This is a genomic window from Lacisediminihabitans sp. FW035 (assembly GCF_054880895.1).
Genome location: NZ_CM142187.1, coordinates 3,077,947 through 3,094,129, shown reverse-complemented (window position 1 = coordinate 3,094,129; position 16,183 = coordinate 3,077,947). Strand labels below are relative to the sequence as shown.

Below are 16,183 nucleotides of genomic sequence, written 5' to 3'. Positions count from 1 at the left end.
ATGGCGGAACGACTCGTGGATGCTGTGAGCCCCTACCTTCGCTCGCACGCGGCGAACCCGGTGGACTGGTTCCCCTGGGGCGACGCGGCATTCGCCGAAGCGCGTCGACGCGATGTGCCCGTGCTGGTCTCGATCGGGTATTCGACCTGCCACTGGTGCCACGTGATGTCGCGCGAGAGTTTCAGTGATCCGGCGATCGCAGCCCAACTGGCACACGGCTATGTTGCGATCAAGGTCGACCGGGAGGAGCATCCCGATGTCGATGCCAGTTACCTCGCGGCCGCCGGCGCTTTCACTGAGAACCTGGGCTGGCCTCTCAACGTCTTCGTCACGCCGGCGGGCAAAGCCTTCTACGCGGGGACCTACTGGCCGCCGGTGGCCGTGGGGGAGTCGCCGTCGTTCGGGCAGGTGCTCGATGCGGTGACGGATGCGTGGACCTCCCGACGCGTCGAAGTCGAGCGCACTGCCGGCGCGATCGCCGACGCGCTGCGGGACTCGGCCGGATCCCGGAAGACGCCGGCGACGGTCACCGCGCCGGCAGGGGAGCTTCTCTCCGCCGCGGTAGACGAGCTTTGCGGCTATGAAGATCAGGAGTTCGGTGGATTCGGCGGCGCACCGAAGTTCCCGGTGGCGCCCGTGCTGCTCTTCCTGCTCGAGCGCGCGGCCGGAGGGGACGCCCGCTCCCTCGCGCTTGCCACCCGTTCGCTCGCCGCTCTCGGTGGGCGAGACCTGACGGCCGACCTCCCCTTCGCCGCGCTGCGCGACCGGGTGGACGGCGGATTCTTCCGCTACGCGACCCGGCGTGACTGGAGCGATCCGCACTACGAACGGATGCTCTACGACAACGCCCAACTGCTCGCCGCGTTCACCAGGCTCGCGCAGCTCGATGCAGACTCGCGGCAGTGGGCCATCGAAATCGCGGAAGGGATCGCCGGCTTCCTGATCGAGGTGCTCGAACAGCAGGGCGGTGGGTTCGCCTCCGCCCAGGACAGCGAGAGCACCGTCGACGGGGAGCGGCTCGAGGGGGCATACTTCGCCCTCGGCGCGGCGGGCCGCGTGGGGCAGGAGCCTCCGGCACTCGACGCAAAGGTTCTCACCGGCTGGAACGGACTCGCGATCGGTGCCCTCGCCGTGGCGGGGTTCGCGCTCGGTCGGGATCCGTGGATCTCCGCGGCCCGGCGTGCCGCCGACGCCGTGATCGAACGGCACCTTCGACCCGATGGGACCCTGGTGCGGGCATCCATCGGCGCCCGGGTGTCTACCGCGCAGGCCACACTGGAGGACTACGGGATGCTTGCCTCCGGCCTTCTCGACCTCGCCCTGGCGTGCGGGGAAGCATCGTACGCGGGTGTCGCGCGCACGCTGGCGGACCGCACTCTCCACGAGGCCGGGGCCGGTGTCTTCGGTGTGCCGGGAGGGGCGGACCCCGTGCTCGCAGCGCAGGGCACGGCCATCGAGCACGACCCTTCTGAGGGAGCGTATTCCTCGGGCCTGAGCGCCATGGCGCGGGCCTGCGCCTCGCTGTACCTGGTGACGGGCGACCGGAGGTACCGGGAGGCCGCGGACCGCGAGATCCGACAGCTGCTGCCGTTCGCGGCGGCGCGGCCGGTGTCGTTCGGGGCGACGCTCGCGGTGGCATCCGCTCTCTCGGGCGCCATCGTGCAACTGGTGGTGGTGAGCGGTGACGCCGGCTCCGAGCTGACCGCCGAAGCTCGGAGCCTGTATCGCAGCGGCATGATCACCGCCATCGCGACCCCTGCCCAGTCGGCCGAGTTTGCCAGGGCCGGGTTCGAACTCTTCGCCGGGCGACAGCGTGAGGCGGCCTATCTCTGTCGCGACTTCGTCTGCCGGCTGCCCATCGACGACGCAAGAGACCTCGCCGCAGCCCTCGGTCAGTCGGGCTGAACCGAGGCGCCTTCCTCTGCCGGCGACCTCGTCGGCACGACGGTGGCGACACGGCCATTGGCCGATCGCTCGATCACGACACAGAGCCACGCCCAGCCGACCGCGAGGGCGAGCTGGCCGATCACCCCCACCGGGAAGTAGATGTGCGCCTGAAGGAACAGAATCGAGCCCAGGATCACGAGCACCGACGGTGGCACTGCGGCGGCGCGGAAACGCACTATGGCGGTGATCGCCGCGATCGTGGTGGCGGCGATGAAGGCGATGCTCCCCACCTCCCCGAGATGGTTACCGAGCCCGAACACGGTGCCGGTCGCCATCCCCATGCCGTCGACCTTGAGTCCACCCGCGCCGATTCCCGCTAGCACGTCGAGCGCGGTGTAGAACGCCGCATAGAGGAAAGCGAGCACGCCGACGATCCAGGCGACAACGGCGCCGGCGCCACGCGCGACGATCCAGGGGGCGATGGCCAGAAGGGGGAAGATCGGCAGGATCGCGATGTGCAGGTTCCGCCAGTATTCGGCCGATGACGCGGTGAGATGCATCGGGTGGGTGACTCCGATCGCGGCGAGCACGAGCGGCGGAAGGGCGACGGTCACGAGGACGAGAGCGGAGCGCGCAGACATGGCGTCATGCTACGTGACCAGACTGGACTGTCCGCTGCGGCCGCTCAGTCGCGCGGTGCGGCCGTGCTCGAACGCACGATGAGCTCGAACGGCAGCGGCACGCGGAGCGAGGGCTCCTGCGACCGTGCTGGATCGAGCCCGGCGATGAGGATCTCGGCGGCGAGCTCGCCCTGCCCCGTCGGGAACTGGGCGACGGTCGTGAGCTGGAAGAAGTCCGCGAGCTCATGATCGTCGATGCCGACGATCGAGACGTCCCGGGGAATCGCGAGACCGAGGTCACGTGCGGCCAGGATGGCGCCGATCGCGATCTCGTCGCAGGCAGCGAAGATCGCGGTGGGGCGGTGGTGCGGATGCCCGAGCACCTGTTTCGCTCGTGCGTAGCCGCCGGCGATGGTGAAGTCGGCGGGGATCATCGATTCGGCGGAGACCGGGAGGCTTGCGGCGGCCATTGCCTGCTCGAAGCCGGCCCGCCGGTGGCTGCCGATGTGGAAGTCGGTGTCGTTCTCCGCGGACCCGCCGATGTGGAAGATCGAGCTGTGGCCGAGCATGAGGAGGTGCTCTGTGGCGAGGCGGGCGATCGCCATCTCGTCTATCTCGAGCGAAGGGACCCCCGCGAGAGGACCGCCGACCCCGACGAGAGGCTTGTCGAGGGCCAGGAGGCCGGAGATCTCGGCGTCGGTGAGTTCCAGCGCGACCGCGATCACGGCGTCCACACGACGGCGCCGAAGGAAGTGGTCGAAGACGCTTCGGCGTTCTTCGCCTCCTCCGCTCAGGTTGTAGAGGGTGAGGTCGTACCCGTGGCGCAGCAGGGCGCGCTCGGCGCCCTCGACCACCGAGGAGAAGAACCAGCGATTGAGGTGGGGCACGACGACACCCACGTTGCGGGTACGACCCGAGGCGAGGCTCGATGCGTTGGACGACACCACGTAGTGGAGCTCGTGGGCCGCGGACTCCACCCTGGCGCGCGCCTCGGCCGAGACGGGCCCGTTGCCGCTGAGCGCCCGCGAGACAGTGGCCGCCGAGACCCCGGCTCGTCGTGCGACCTCATCGATGCCGACCATGGCCCAACGCTACTCGACCGTGCAGAATGTCACGGCACTGACACCGAGGACCTGTGCCGGTGCGAAAGTGCCGGTCACCGCCAGCCGGGCAACCAGTAGTGGAGCCTGGCGAAGATCTCGGGCACCTGCAGACCCGTCCAGATGGGATAGAAGAATGCGCTGACGAGCACGACGAGGAACACGAAAACGGTGACCACCCCGATTCCCCGGGTTCTGCGCCAGGTGGCATCGGTGCGAGTGCCGAGGATCAGGCCGATCACGAACACCAGGCCGAGGATCAGGTAGGGCTCGAAGACGATCGCATAGAACTGGAAGATGGTGCGGTCGGAGTACAGCAGCCAGGGGAGGTAGCCGGCGACGGTCCCCATGAGGATGAACCCGACGCGCCACTCCCGGTAACGAACGAGGCGGTAGACGAGGTAGAACAGGGCGGCGGTCGCCGCCCACCACAGGATGGGATTGGCGATGGAGGTGACGTACTCCGCGCAACTCGAGAAGCTGCATCCGCCCTGCCCCCGCACCTGGCCGACGTAGTAGAACGCCGTCGGCCGCACCAGGAACAGCCAGGTGAAGGGGTTCGCCGAATAGGGATGGGCGGAGTGCTCGTTGACGTTGAAGTCGTAGACGCTCGACTGATAGTGCAGAAAGCTCTGCACCGAGTGGGGTACCCAGGAGAAGAAGCCGGTGGCGGCATTTCCGGGCACTTCCGCCCAGTTGCGGTAGTAGCCGCCTCGCGTGATGAACCAGCCGGTCCAGCTCGCCAGGTAGGTGGCCAGTGCCAGCGGGATCGTGAGGAGAAAGGTGACCGGACCCTGCTTGACGATCGTGCCGGTGATCCAGAACGGAACGCCTGCCGCGCGTCTCGCCAAGGCATCGACGACCAGGGAATAGACGGCGAACGCCGCAAGGAAGTAGAGGCCGCTCCACTTGACGGCGGTCGCCGCACCGAACAGGATGCCCGCGGTGAGCAGCCAGGGGCGCCACCAGATCGCCGGCCCCCAGTCGATGCCGCGTCCGGCATCCGCTCGGCGTGCCAGCCAGAGTGAAAGTCGCCCGGCGCTCTGCGCCCTGTCGAGCAGGACGGCCCCGAATCCGAGCAGCGTGAAGATCATCACGAAGTTATCGAGCAGTGCGGTGCGCGAGAGCACGATCGCGTGCCCGTCGATCGCGAAAAGCCCGCCGGCGATGGTGGCGAGGAGGGTGGAATCGAAGAGCTTGCGGGCGATGATCACCAGCAGGAACACGGCGAGGATGCCCACGAGGGCGGTGCTGATGCGCCACCCGACCGTATCTTCGGCGCCGAACACGCGAAGGCCGAGCGCGATCATCCACTTGCCGAGGGGGGGATGCGCGACGTACGAACCGGCTTCGGTGTAGATGTCGACGTTGCCCGCGTTGAAGGACTGGTCGGCATTGTCGGGCCACGATGCCTCGTATCCGAGGTGCAGCAGCGTCCAGGCATCTTTCACATAGAAGGTCTCGTCGAACACGAGCGAGCGGGGATCCCCGAGTCGCACGAGGCGCAGCACGGCGGCGAGAATCGTGACCGCGATCGGCCCGCCCCAGTACCAGAGCGTCCGCACGCCGGGCCGGGAGAGCAGGCGACCCCACCAGTCGTCGAGCCGGGTGCCGGTCGGTTCGATCCACGCCGGTTCGGCTACCGGTGCCGACCGTGCGTCGACCACGGCGTCGAAGTCGGCGTCGGGTCTGGTCACAGGTGCAATGGTAACGAGGGTTCGCTGCAAGGATGGGCAGGTGATCATCCTCGCAGCGACTCCGATCGGCAACCTCGGTGACGCGTCCCGGAGGCTGGTAGAGGCGCTCGGCAACGCCGAGGTGATCGCCTCGGAGGATACGCGGGTCACTATCCACCTGATGCGCGCCCTCGGCATCGAGAACCGCCCCCGGCTGATCGCGCTGCACGAGCACAACGAGGTGGAGAAGGCCGGCGAGATCGCCGAGCTCGCCCGGGACACGGATGTTCTCGTGCTCACCGATGCCGGGATGCCGGCCATCAGCGACCCGGGATTCTCCATCGTGACGGCGGCAGCGGCGGCCGGAGTCACCGTCACGGCACTCCCGGGACCCTCGGCCGTGATCACGGCCCTCGCCCTCTCCGGCCTGCCGACGGACCGCTTCAGCTTCGAAGGTTTCCTGCCCCGCAAGGGCAGGCTCGCCTCGCTGCGCCAGCTCGCCCGCGAGCCGCGCACGATGGTGTTCTTCGAGTCGCCGAACCGGCTGGCGGATGCCCTCGGCGACATCGCGACGGCTTTCGGCCCCGGCCGCCGGGTGGCCGTCTGCCGCGAGCTCACCAAACTCTACGAAGAGGTGCGCCGGGGCACCGCAGCCGAACTCGTCGAGTGGGCGTCCCTCGGCGTGAAGGGCGAGATCTGCATCGTGGTGGAGGGTGGCGTCGTGCACGAGGTCGACCTCGATGCCGGTGTCGCGCAGGTGCAGGCGCTCGTGACGGCCGGGTCGAAGCTCAAGGACGCGGCATCCGAGGTGGCGGATGCGACCGGCCTCGGCAAGCGGGACCTCTACGAGGGCGCGCTCAAGGCGCGCTGACCCTCAGGACCCGTCGAGCGCTGCCCGCTGGGCGTCGCTCAGTGCGAGCTCCGCTGCGCCGGCGGAATCGGTGATCGACCCGGGCCGGCTCGCACCGGGGATCGGAATCACGCAGTGGCCGAGCGACAGCTCCCAGGCGAGGGCGACCTGCTGCGGGCTCACCGCGAGTTCGGCCGCGACCGCGGTAAAGGTGCTGCTGTCGTCGAAGACCTCGGAGCCCTGCCCGATTCCGCCAAGGGGACTCCACGGCAGGAAGGCGATCTCGTGGGCGACGCAGTAGTCGAGTTCGTTGCGGCTCGATCGGTAGGCGGGGGAGAACTGGTTCTGAACCGACACCAGGCGTCCGCCGAGCACATGGTCGGCAAGCGCGATCTGGGCGAGCGTGGCATTGGAGATGCCCGCCATGCGGATCACCCCTTCGTCGAGCAGCTCCCGCAGCGCGCCGATCGAGTCCTCATAGGGAACGCCGGGATCGGGGCGATGAAAGTGATAGAGCCCGATCGCGTCGACCCCGAGGCGAACGCAGGACTCACGCGCGGCCTTCTTCAAGTGGCCGGGAGTGCCGTTGCGATCCCAGGGGCCGCCGTCTCGAAACAGCAGTCCGCCCTTGGTGGCGACGAGCACCTCCTCGGTTCGACCACGCAGGGCCTCCGCGACGAGGAGCTCGTTGTGACCGGGCCCATCGGCCTCAGTCGTGTAGGCATCCGCGGTGTCGATGAAGGTGATGCCGGCATCCAGGGCGGCGTGGATGGTCGCGATCGATCGCTCGCGGTCTGGACGGCCGGGCAGCGAGAGCGGCATCGCGCCGAGTCCGATGGAGCTGACCTTCTGGTCTCCGATCCTGCGGTATTTCATGCGCCCAGCCTAGGTCGCACGCCCGATTCCGAGCGCGCACGCACTATTTTTGCTTAGTCTGTAAAATCTTCGATTCCCCCCTTGTGAGGGGTATTCAGGCGGGGTTACTGTCGCGATTGCGTCGTTTCCGGCGCGGTCGTTCTTCATTGGGGAAGGTTCAGCACTTGGATATTCGCGCGCGCAGAAGGCCGGGTTCTCGCAGGACACTCGGCATCGTGGCCACGGCCGCAACCGTCATCGCACTCTCACTCACCAGCGCCTCGGCAGCCTCGGCCGCCGATCGTGAGTCCTTCGCCGGATCGGTCCCCAAGTGGGCGACTTCCGCCAACGACGCCGGGGTCACCGCCGCGGACGAGACCGTCGAGGGCGAGATCTACCTGCCGCTTCGCGACCAGGCCGGTGCCGAGGCCCTCGCTACGGCCGCCTCGACTCCCGGTGCCCGCGGGTACCGCCAGTTTCTCTCCCCTCAGGCCTGGATCCAGCGATTCTCGCCCACCAAAGCCGACTCGGATGCCGTCGTCGCCTCCCTTACCACCAAGGGACTGACCATCAGCGCGGTGCCCGCCAGCCGCCAGTACGTGGTCTTCCGTGGCACGGCCGCCCAGGTCGCAGGCGCCTTCGCCACCACCCTGCACGACTACAACTACTCCGGGCAGGTGCTCTCGGCCCCGTCGAGCGCTCCCTCGGTACCCGCCGCACTCGCGGGCAAGGTATCGGGAATCAGTCTCGACCAGGCCAGATTCCTCACCCATCCCGATTCGATTAAACAGGGCGACCTGCCAGCAGGCGCGGACGCCCTCAGCCGGCAGGCTCCCACACCGTCGGCCATCGCCGCCAAGTGTTCGGTATACACCGGTGAGCACACCGTGACCGCCCCGGCCGCCTACGGCCAGACCACCTTCGACACCTTCAACTGCGGCTACGTCCCGTCACAGCTGCGCTCGGCCTACGGCGTGGACTCCCTCGCGAAGTCGGGGGTCAACGGCGCCGGCCAGACGGTCGCGATCATCGACGCCTACGCGTCGCCGTCCATCGTGGACGACGTGAACACCTACTCGGCCGCGCTCGGTGAGCCCGGCCTCACCGCCGCGAACTACTCCCAGATCGTGCCGACCCCCGCACAATTCGTCGACCAGGAGGCCTGCGGCTACCCGAGCGGATGGCAGGGAGAGCAGACGCTGGACGTCGAAGCCGTGCACGGCATCGCGACCGGCGCGAAGATCCTCTATGTCGGAGGCTTCAACTGCGGTGGCGGACTGGATGTCGCCCTCTCGAAGATCCTCGACAACAAGCTCGCGAACATCGTGAGCAACAGCTACGGCAACCTCGGCGAGGCGATCCCGGATGACGCGCTGAAGGGCGCGCAGAACCTGCACATCCAGGCGGCCGGCGAGGGCATCGGGCTCTACTTCTCGAGCGGTGACAACGGTGACGAGGTGGCGAACCTCGGCTACGCGTCGCCGGACTTCCCGGCATCCTCCCCGTACGTCACCTCGGTGGGAGGCACGAGCCTCGGCATCACCAAGGCCGGCAAGATCGCCTACGAGACCGGATGGGGCACCGCGGGCGACAAGATCAACCCGGCCGGCACCGCCTACCTCTCACCTCTTCCCGGCGACTTCTTCGGTGGCGCCGGGGGCGGCGTCAGTGCCGTCTTCGCGGCTCCGGCGTACCAGCGGGGAGTCGTTCCGACATCGCTCTCGCACGGTTTCCGGACCTCGCCGGACATCGCGGCGCTCGCCGACCCGTACACGGGATTCTCGGTCGGCATCCGTCCGATCATCGACGACGACACCCTCGCAGTCGGCGATTTCGAGCGCGACACCTATGGCGGAACCTCACTGGCTTCGCCCCTGACCGCCGCCCAGATCGCGATCGTGCAGCAGGCCACCCGTACGTCGATCGGGTTCGCGAACCCGACACTTTACGGGCTCGACCGCATCCTGCCGTTCTCGTTCCGCGACGTGCTTCCGCAGAACCCCACCAAGGCTCTGGTCTACACGAGCGCCACCAGTGGTAACAGCTACCTGATCAGCCTCGACCAGGACACGACGCTGAAGACCACGCGCAAGTACGACACCGTGACCGGCATCGGCGGGGTGACCTTCGGGTTGCTGTCGCTGCTGGCGGCGGGGCGCCACTAGCCGAACCGTGACGGACCGACGGCCCTGGCGAGCGATCGCCGGGGCCGTTCGCCTGTGATCCAAGGGCGGTTGTGCGCCTGCCGCGTAACGAAGACCCCGTGGCATCCGCCGCCAATTAGGATGATCGAATGCCCGCCGCTTCCGAGTCCGCCGACTCTTTCTACATCGCGACCCCCATCTTCTATGTGAACGATGTGCCGCACATCGGTCACGCGTACACCGAAGTCGCGGCCGACATGCTGGCGCGCTGGCACCGCCAGCGAGGCGACGACACCTGGCTTCTCACCGGCACCGACGAACACGGCCAGAAGATCCTGCGCACGGCCGTTGCGAACGACACCACTCCGAAGGAGTGGGCTGACAGGCTCGTCACGGATGCCTGGCTGCCGCTGCTGAAGACGATCAACATCGCCAACGACGACTTCATCCGTACAACGGACGAGCGCCACGAGAAGGCCGTCACGATCTTCCTCAAGAAGCTCCACGACGACGGATTCATCTACTCGGGCGAATACGAGGGCTATTACTGCGTCGGCTGCGAGGAATACAAGCAGATCGACGACCTCATGGAGACCGCGGATGGCGACTTCGCCGGCCAGCTGGTCTGCAAGATCCACGGTCGGCCCGTTGAAATCCTCAAAGAGAAGAACTACTTCTTCCGGATGAGCGACTTCCAGCAGAAGCTGCTGGACCTGTATGAGTCGCAGCCCGACTTCATCCAGCCGGAGAGCGTGCGCAACGAGATCATCTCCTTCGTGAAGCAGGGTCTCGACGACCTCTCGATCTCGCGGTCGAGCTTCGACTGGGGCATCCAGATCCCCTGGGATCACAGCCACGTGGTCTACGTCTGGTTCGATGCGCTGCTCAACTACATCTCCGCCATCGGGTACGGAACCGACACCGAGAACTTCGAACGACGCTGGCCGGCTGTGCAGCTCGTCGGCAAGGACATCGCCCGGTTCCACGCCGTGATCTGGCCGGCGATGCTGATGGCCGCCGGCCTTCCGGTGCCGCGTCGCGTCTTCGGGCACGGCTGGCTGCTCGTGGGCGGCGAGAAGATGTCCAAGTCGAAGCTCACCGGCATCGCGCCCTCAGAGATCACCGACACCTTCGGCGTCGACGCGTTCCGCTACTACTTCATGCGTGCGATCAGCTTCGGGCAGGACGGCTCCTTCAGCTGGGAAGACCTGTCCGCGCGCTACCAGGCCGAGCTCGCCAACGGATTCGGCAACCTCGCGTCGCGCGTGATCGCGATGGTCACGCGCTACCGCGGGGGAGTCATCCCGACCGGGGTCACGCTCACCGACGCCGACGAGGCCATCTTCGCGACCGGTCTCCGCGTGACAGCGGAGGCGGATGCCGCGATCGAGCGACTCGCCATCCACGAGGCTCTCGCCTCTATCTGGACCCTCGTCGACGAGTTGAACGGCTACATCACCCTCCAGGAGCCCTGGGCGCTCTCGAAGGATCCGGCGAATGCCGAGCGCCTCGATGCGGTGCTGTTCACGATCGTGCGGGGTCTCGGCACCCTTGCGGTACTGCTCTCCCCGGTGATCCCGGATGCCGCAGCCAAGCTCTGGACGGCCCTCGGCGGCACCGGAGAGGTGGCGGGCCAGGACGTGCGCGCGGCCTCCGACTGGGCCGGCGGACCTTCGGTCTTCCCCCTCGAGTCCTCGCTCTTCCCCCGCATCGAACAACAGCCGGACACCGCAGTCACGGCCTGATCTCAAGGAGCACAGCATGCCGAAAGCCGTGAAGTTCAGCAGGTACGGCGGTAGCGACGTGCTCGAGCTCGTCGAAGTGGATGCCCGCGCCCCGGGCCGACGTGAGGTGCAGGTTTCGGTCGTAGCAGCCGCGATCAACCCGGGGGAGATCCAGATCCGGGAGGGTCGGATGCACGAGGTATTCCCCGCCCACTTCCCGGAGGGGCAGGGCAGCGACTTCGCCGGTGTCGTCACCGCGGTCGGCGAGGGCGTCGACTTCCCGCAGGTCGGCGACGAGGTCATCGGTTTCTCGGACGGGCGCAACGCGCAGGCCGAGTCCGTGACGATCGACGCGAGCCGAGTCATCCCGAAGCCCCACGGCGTGGGCTGGAACGAGGCCGCGAGCCTCTTCGTCGCCGGTACCACCGCGCGCGCGTGCATCGTCGCTGTCGACGTTCGGCCCGGTGACACCGTCGTCGTGGCGGGGGCAGCCGGCGGGGTCGGTATCATCGCGACCCAGCTCGCCGTGCTCGCGGGGGCCGCCGTCGTGGCGACCGCGAGCGAGGAGAACCATGCGTACCTCCGCGGCCTCGGCGCCATCCCGGTTGCCTACGGAAAGGGGTTGGCCGACCGCATCCGCAAGATCGTTCCGGACGGCGTCGACGCGTTCATCGACGCGCACGGCGACGGCAACGTGCAGGTCGCCATCGACCTGAAGGTGCCCAAAGACCGGATCAACACGATCGTCGACTTCGCAGCGAGAAGTAAGTTCCGGGTGAAGGCCGAGGGCATGTCGACGGTCGAACCGCGCGAGGTGCTCACCGAGCTGGCCCGGCTGGTCGCTAACGGCGAGCTGAAGATCCCGGTGTACGCCACCTATCCGCTCGATCGGGTGCGCGCCGCGTACGAGCGCCTTGGCGCGAGGCACGGCCTCGGCAAGATCGTGCTCGAAGTGCGGCCCGCCGACACCGTCTGACGGGCCGCGGGCGAAGGCCCGGTAGAATTCGGGGATGCCCGACCAGAGCTATCCGCCGCTCCCGCAGGCACTCACTGTCGGTGTCTATGACAACCACACCCACCTCGACCCCACCGTAGGATCTGGTGAGCGATCGGACCACGAGCTCGACTATCGGGAACAGCTCGACCGTGCCTCCAGCGTCGGCGTGCGCGGAGTGGTGCAGGTGGGCGGAGACCTCGAGACCTCGCGGTGGTCGGCCGAGATGGCCGCCCGCGAACCTCGGATGCTCGCGGCCGTGGCCATCCATCCCAATGAAGCATCGCGTTACGAGGCCGCCGGGCAACTGGATGCGGCCCTCGCCGAGATCGACGAGCTCGCGTCCCGCCCGCGCGTGCGAGCCGTCGGCGAGACCGGCCTCGACTTCTTCCGCACCGATGAGAGCGGGCGCGGGGCCCAGTACCGCTCGTTCGAGGCGCACATCGCCATTGCGAAGAAGCACGATCTGGCAATGCAGATCCACGATCGCGATGCCCACGCCGAGGTGATCTCGACGCTGAGACGCACTGGTGCGCCCGAGAGGACCGTGTTCCACTGCTTCTCCGGTGATGCCGACATGGCGCGCCTGTGCGCCGACAACGGGTGGTACCTCTCTTTCGCCGGCACCGTCACGTTCAAGAACGCCGACAAACTGCGCGAGGCCCTCGCGGCGATCCCCCGCAGCCAGATCCTCATCGAGACGGATGCCCCGTACCTGACACCGACGCCCTACCGTGGGCGTCCGAACGCGCCCTACCTGATTCCCACCACCCTCCGCTTCATGGCCGACCACCTCGAAACCGATGTCGCGCTGCTCGCTGCCCAGATCACCTCGAACACCGAGCTGGTCTACGGCACCTGGGACGCGGAGCCGGTCACCCAAGATCTCGGTTCTCCCTACGACGAGGCAATCGACTCGTCGGACCTCGCGTGATGGTCTCGACACGCTCGCTGGCGCTCGCTTCCCGACCGGCACAGTCTGCCCGCTCGGTGGCGCGCGCTACTCGCGGATCTGCCGGTCGTGTAGAGCGCCCCGCGCCCGTGTCGAGACTCGACCAGCAGGGGGAACTCGCGTGAGCCTGCTCGGGCCCGCAGAGATCCGCGACCTCGCCGACCTGCTCGGTATCCAGCCGACCAAGAAGCTCGGCCAGAATTTCGTCATCGATGCCAACACCGTCCGCCGCATCGTCAAGGCCGCCGGCATCGTCTCGGGCCAGAGCGTCGTCGAAGTGGGGCCGGGACTCGGCTCACTCACCCTCGGGTTGCTCGAGACCGGGGCATCCGTCATCGCCGTCGAGATCGATACCCGGCTCGCGACCCAGCTGCCGGTCACGGTCGAACAATTCCAGCCGGGCGCCGCACTCACCGTGATCACACAGGACGCGATGACGATCACCGAGCTGCCAGGGTTGCCGACGAGCCTGGTCGCCAACCTGCCCTACAACATCTCGGTGCCGGTGCTTCTGCACTTCCTCGAGCACTTCCCGAGCCTCGAGACCGGACTGGTAATGGTGCAGGCGGAGGTCGGCCAGCGGATCGCTGCAGACCCGGGATCCAAGATCTATGGCAGCCCGAGCATCAAGGCTGCCTGGTACGGCAAGTGGCGCACGGCCGGCCAGGTGAGCCGCCAGGTGTTCTGGCCGGTGCCGAACGTCGATTCGATCCTCGTGCGGTTCGACCGCGGCGAACTGCCGGGTACGGAGGAGGAACGGCTCGCGACCTTCGCCCTGGTGGATGCCGCGTTCCAGCAGCGTCGCAAGATGTTGCGGCAGTCCCTCTCGGTCGTACTCGGGGACAGCTCCGCGGCATCCGTCCGCCTCGAGGCCGCCGGGGTGGCGCCGACCGCGCGCGGTGAAGAGCTGACCGTCACGGACTTCCTCGCCGTGGCCCGGGCCGGCACCCCGGCCGGGGCGTAAAGCAGGCTGCGAGGGTTCGGCTAGGTTGGACTAATGACCTCCGCGGCCGCCCCGAAGGTGGTGCACGCACGGGCACCGGGCAAGATCAACGTGTTCCTCAAGGTCGGCGCGCTTCTCGAGGACGGGTACCACGACGTGGCCACCGCGTACCAGGCCGTCTCGCTCTACGAAGACATCCGGGCGACGGCGGCCGACGACTTCTCCGTGACGTTCACCGGACCCATCGACACCTCGTCCCTCGCGACCGATGGGAGCAACCTCGCCATCAAGGCCGCGACCCTGCTCGCGCACCGCGCCGGGTATCGCAAGGGAGTTCACCTCGAGATCGAGAAGCATGTGCCGATCGCCGGGGGCATGGGCGGCGGATCGGCGGATGCCGCGGCAACCCTCCTTGCCTGCGACAGCCTGTGGGGCACCGACCTCAGCCGCGAGGACCTGCTCGAACTCGCGACCCAGCTCGGCTCCGACGTGCCGTTCGCCTTCACCGGCGGCACCGCGATCGGCACCGGTCGCGGCGACCAGCTGAGCCCCGCGCTCGCCAAGGGCAGCTTCCAGTGGGTGCTTGCACTCGCCGACTTCGGCATGAGCACGCCGCTGGTCTACAGCGAGCTCGACCGGCACCGGGACCGGCACGCCCAGGACATCTTCCCCGCCTCGACGCAGCCGCAGGTGGATGCGAATGTGCTCCAGGCGCTGCGAGCGGGGGATCCGCACATGCTCGCCGAGGTGCTGCACAACGATCTTCAGGCTCCCGCCCTCCACCTCGAGCCCCAGCTCGGTGCCGTGATCGAGCTCGGCGAGGAGAACGGCGCCCTTGCGGGGATGATCTCCGGATCGGGACCGACGGTCGCCTTCCTTGCTGCGGACCTGGATGCCGCGCTCGAACTGCAGATCGCGCTCAGTGCTGCCCGTCTCACGGTGGTGCGCGCCACCGGCCCCGTTCACGGAGCGCGCCTGATCGGGACCTGATCGGGTGCACCTGCACGGTTCTAGTTCTACCTGCGCCGGTCGACCTGCGCCGGTCTGCTGTTCGCACGACATCAGCCGGGGCCCGAAACATCCGAAATCCTGCTGTTGAACACATCTGCCGGAGAAATCCTGCTGTTGAGCCTGCGTGAGGACCGGGTGCAGCGGCTGGGGAGGGCCGGCCCGGTCAGTTCGGCGGGGTGAGCGCGCTGGTCCAGCGCGAGAATGAGCCGCTCGCTGCCGTGCCGGCGCGGCGAGACAGGCGGTGGCTCGGCTGCTCAACGAACCGGGCGAACAGCTCGCCGGCGATGAGTGAGAGCAGGAGGGACACCGGGATCGAGATCGCGAGGTTATCCGGTCCGAACAGGCTGCTCATCGCGATGATGATGGGCACGTGCACGAGGTAGAGGCTGAACGAGATGCGGCCGAGCCAGCGGAACAGGCGGGTGCTGAGGAGCGCACTCAGCGGGTTCCAGAATCCGGCGCCGATCACGAGGCCGAATGCGCCGATCACGACGACGGCGCTCGACGCGACGTGGAGTAGTTGGGACTTCGGCCAGATCGCGTCCGTCACCCACGGCAGTGTGATGGCAAGCAGCGATGCGACGACGATCGTGGCCGCCACTGGGGTGAACCAGCGCCGGGGCGCGAGCACCGCCATCCACGATTGGATGTCGGGGAGCTTGACGGCGACAACGGTACCGAGCAGAAACACGGGGAGGTAGCGGAGGGAATCGTTTGTCAGGTGCTGCCCGACGACGCTGGCGATCCCGCAGAGCACCAGCACCACCCACCAGAATCGGCGGGTCGCGACGGCGATGATCACGAAGAGGGGGAGCGCGAGGGAGAAGAGCACTTCCCACCGCAATGACCAGAGGGGGTTGTTGATGTTGATGTTCCCGAACAGCAGGTCGAATCCGGAGATCACGTCCTTCACACCGACGGAGGAGTAGCTGCTCCCGGCCGTCCAAGCGCTCGTCGCGGTTGCCCGGTCCTGGTGAGAGACGAGGATCCACACCGCGGCGAGCAGCACAGAGGCGATGGACGGGAGGTAGAGCCGCAACATCCGCTGGACGTAGTACCCGATCCAGTCGAAGTTGACCTTGCGGATGACCGGGAGGGCGACCACGAGTCCGCTCAGGACGAAGAACACGAGGACGGCCTCTGGGCCGGCAACGAACAGGTGCGCGGGAGTGGCGATGAGCCACCACTCGAGAGACCAGGTGACAGGACTGACGGGAGTGGGCGGGTTGCCCCCGGCAATCGTCGGCATCGTGAGCGACAGGTGGTGGAACACGACGATGACCGCGGCGAGGCCGCGCAGGCCATCGAGAGAGCGCAACCGCGAACTGCTGGCCGGAGCCATGGCGCCAGAGCTGGCTTCCCTCGGGAGAGGAAGTTTCGACACGTCTGAAGTTTAGGTGCACGGTCGTGACCAGAGAAATGATTCT

At 67.7% G+C, this 16,183-nt stretch carries 13 protein-coding genes; 8 read left to right on the top strand and 5 right to left on the bottom strand.

Features of this window, described 5'->3' with window-relative positions:
* Window positions 1-1,905, top strand: coding sequence for a thioredoxin domain-containing protein (locus tag ACVXZ4_RS14805; protein WP_461795581.1), 1,905 nt, complete (start codon window positions 1-3; stop codon window positions 1,903-1,905).
* Here ACVXZ4_RS14805 and ACVXZ4_RS14800 read toward each other — a convergent pair.
* The 3 genes from ACVXZ4_RS14800 to ACVXZ4_RS14790 all read right to left on the bottom strand — a co-directional run bounded on the left by ACVXZ4_RS14800 (window position 1,893) and on the right by ACVXZ4_RS14790 (window position 5,304).
* Window positions 1,893-2,528, bottom strand: coding sequence for a hypothetical protein (locus ACVXZ4_RS14800; RefSeq protein ID WP_461795580.1), 636 nt, complete (start codon window positions 2,526-2,528; stop codon window positions 1,893-1,895). The two genes, ACVXZ4_RS14805 and ACVXZ4_RS14800, sit on opposite strands and share 13 nt — an antisense overlap.
* 44 nt (window positions 2,529-2,572) lie before the next feature.
* Window positions 2,573-3,589: a LacI family DNA-binding transcriptional regulator gene (locus tag ACVXZ4_RS14795; protein ID WP_461795579.1), complete on the bottom strand. Its 1,017-nt coding sequence runs from the start codon at window positions 3,587-3,589 to the stop codon at window positions 2,573-2,575.
* Window positions 3,590-3,663: 74 nt separating this feature from the next.
* A complete protein-coding gene (locus tag ACVXZ4_RS14790) occupies window positions 3,664-5,304 on the bottom strand; it encodes a dolichyl-phosphate-mannose--protein mannosyltransferase (RefSeq protein WP_461795578.1) in 1,641 nt (546 codons plus the stop codon).
* Between the two features lie 40 nt (window positions 5,305-5,344).
* Here ACVXZ4_RS14790 and rsmI point away from each other — a divergent pair, with 40 nt between their 5' ends.
* Window positions 5,345-6,154: a 16S rRNA (cytidine(1402)-2'-O)-methyltransferase gene (gene rsmI, locus ACVXZ4_RS14785; protein ID WP_461795577.1), complete on the top strand. Its 810-nt coding sequence runs from the start codon at window positions 5,345-5,347 to the stop codon at window positions 6,152-6,154.
* Between the two features lie 3 nt (window positions 6,155-6,157).
* On the opposite strand, the gene ACVXZ4_RS14780 is transcribed toward rsmI, so the two are convergent.
* Window positions 6,158-7,009 carry an aldo/keto reductase gene (locus ACVXZ4_RS14780; protein ID WP_461795576.1) on the bottom strand — a complete coding sequence of 284 codons (852 nt, stop codon included), beginning with the start codon at window positions 7,007-7,009 and terminating at the stop codon, window positions 6,158-6,160.
* Window positions 7,010-7,224: 215 nt separating this feature from the next.
* Here ACVXZ4_RS14780 and ACVXZ4_RS14775 point away from each other — a divergent pair, with 215 nt between their 5' ends.
* From ACVXZ4_RS14775 to ACVXZ4_RS14750, 6 genes are all read left to right on the top strand, one after another.
* Window positions 7,225-9,153, top strand: coding sequence for a S53 family peptidase (locus tag ACVXZ4_RS14775; RefSeq protein ID WP_461795575.1), 1,929 nt, complete (start codon window positions 7,225-7,227; stop codon window positions 9,151-9,153).
* A 128-nt stretch (window positions 9,154-9,281) separates the two neighbouring features.
* Entirely contained in the window at window positions 9,282-10,877 is a 1,596-nt protein-coding gene (gene metG, locus ACVXZ4_RS14770) for a methionine--tRNA ligase (protein ID WP_461795574.1), read from the top strand.
* A gap of 16 nt (window positions 10,878-10,893) precedes the next feature.
* Window positions 10,894-11,832, top strand: coding sequence for an NADP-dependent oxidoreductase (locus ACVXZ4_RS14765; protein ID WP_461795573.1), 939 nt, complete (start codon window positions 10,894-10,896; stop codon window positions 11,830-11,832).
* Window positions 11,833-11,866: 34 nt separating this feature from the next.
* On the top strand, window positions 11,867-12,784 hold the full coding sequence (locus ACVXZ4_RS14760) for a TatD family hydrolase (RefSeq protein WP_461795572.1): 918 nt from the start codon (window positions 11,867-11,869) through the stop codon (window positions 12,782-12,784).
* Window positions 12,785-12,923: 139 nt separating this feature from the next.
* Entirely contained in the window at window positions 12,924-13,766 is an 843-nt protein-coding gene (gene rsmA, locus ACVXZ4_RS14755) for a 16S rRNA (adenine(1518)-N(6)/adenine(1519)-N(6))-dimethyltransferase RsmA (RefSeq protein ID WP_461795571.1), read from the top strand.
* Between the two features lie 33 nt (window positions 13,767-13,799).
* Entirely contained in the window at window positions 13,800-14,735 is a 936-nt protein-coding gene (locus tag ACVXZ4_RS14750; protein ID WP_461795570.1) for a 4-(cytidine 5'-diphospho)-2-C-methyl-D-erythritol kinase, read from the top strand.
* A gap of 184 nt (window positions 14,736-14,919) precedes the next feature.
* On the opposite strand, the gene ACVXZ4_RS14745 is transcribed toward ACVXZ4_RS14750, so the two are convergent.
* Window positions 14,920-16,140, bottom strand: a complete 1,221-nt coding sequence (locus ACVXZ4_RS14745; RefSeq protein ID WP_461795569.1) for an acyltransferase family protein — start codon at window positions 16,138-16,140, stop codon at window positions 14,920-14,922.
* Window positions 16,141-16,183: the final 43 nt, after the last annotated feature.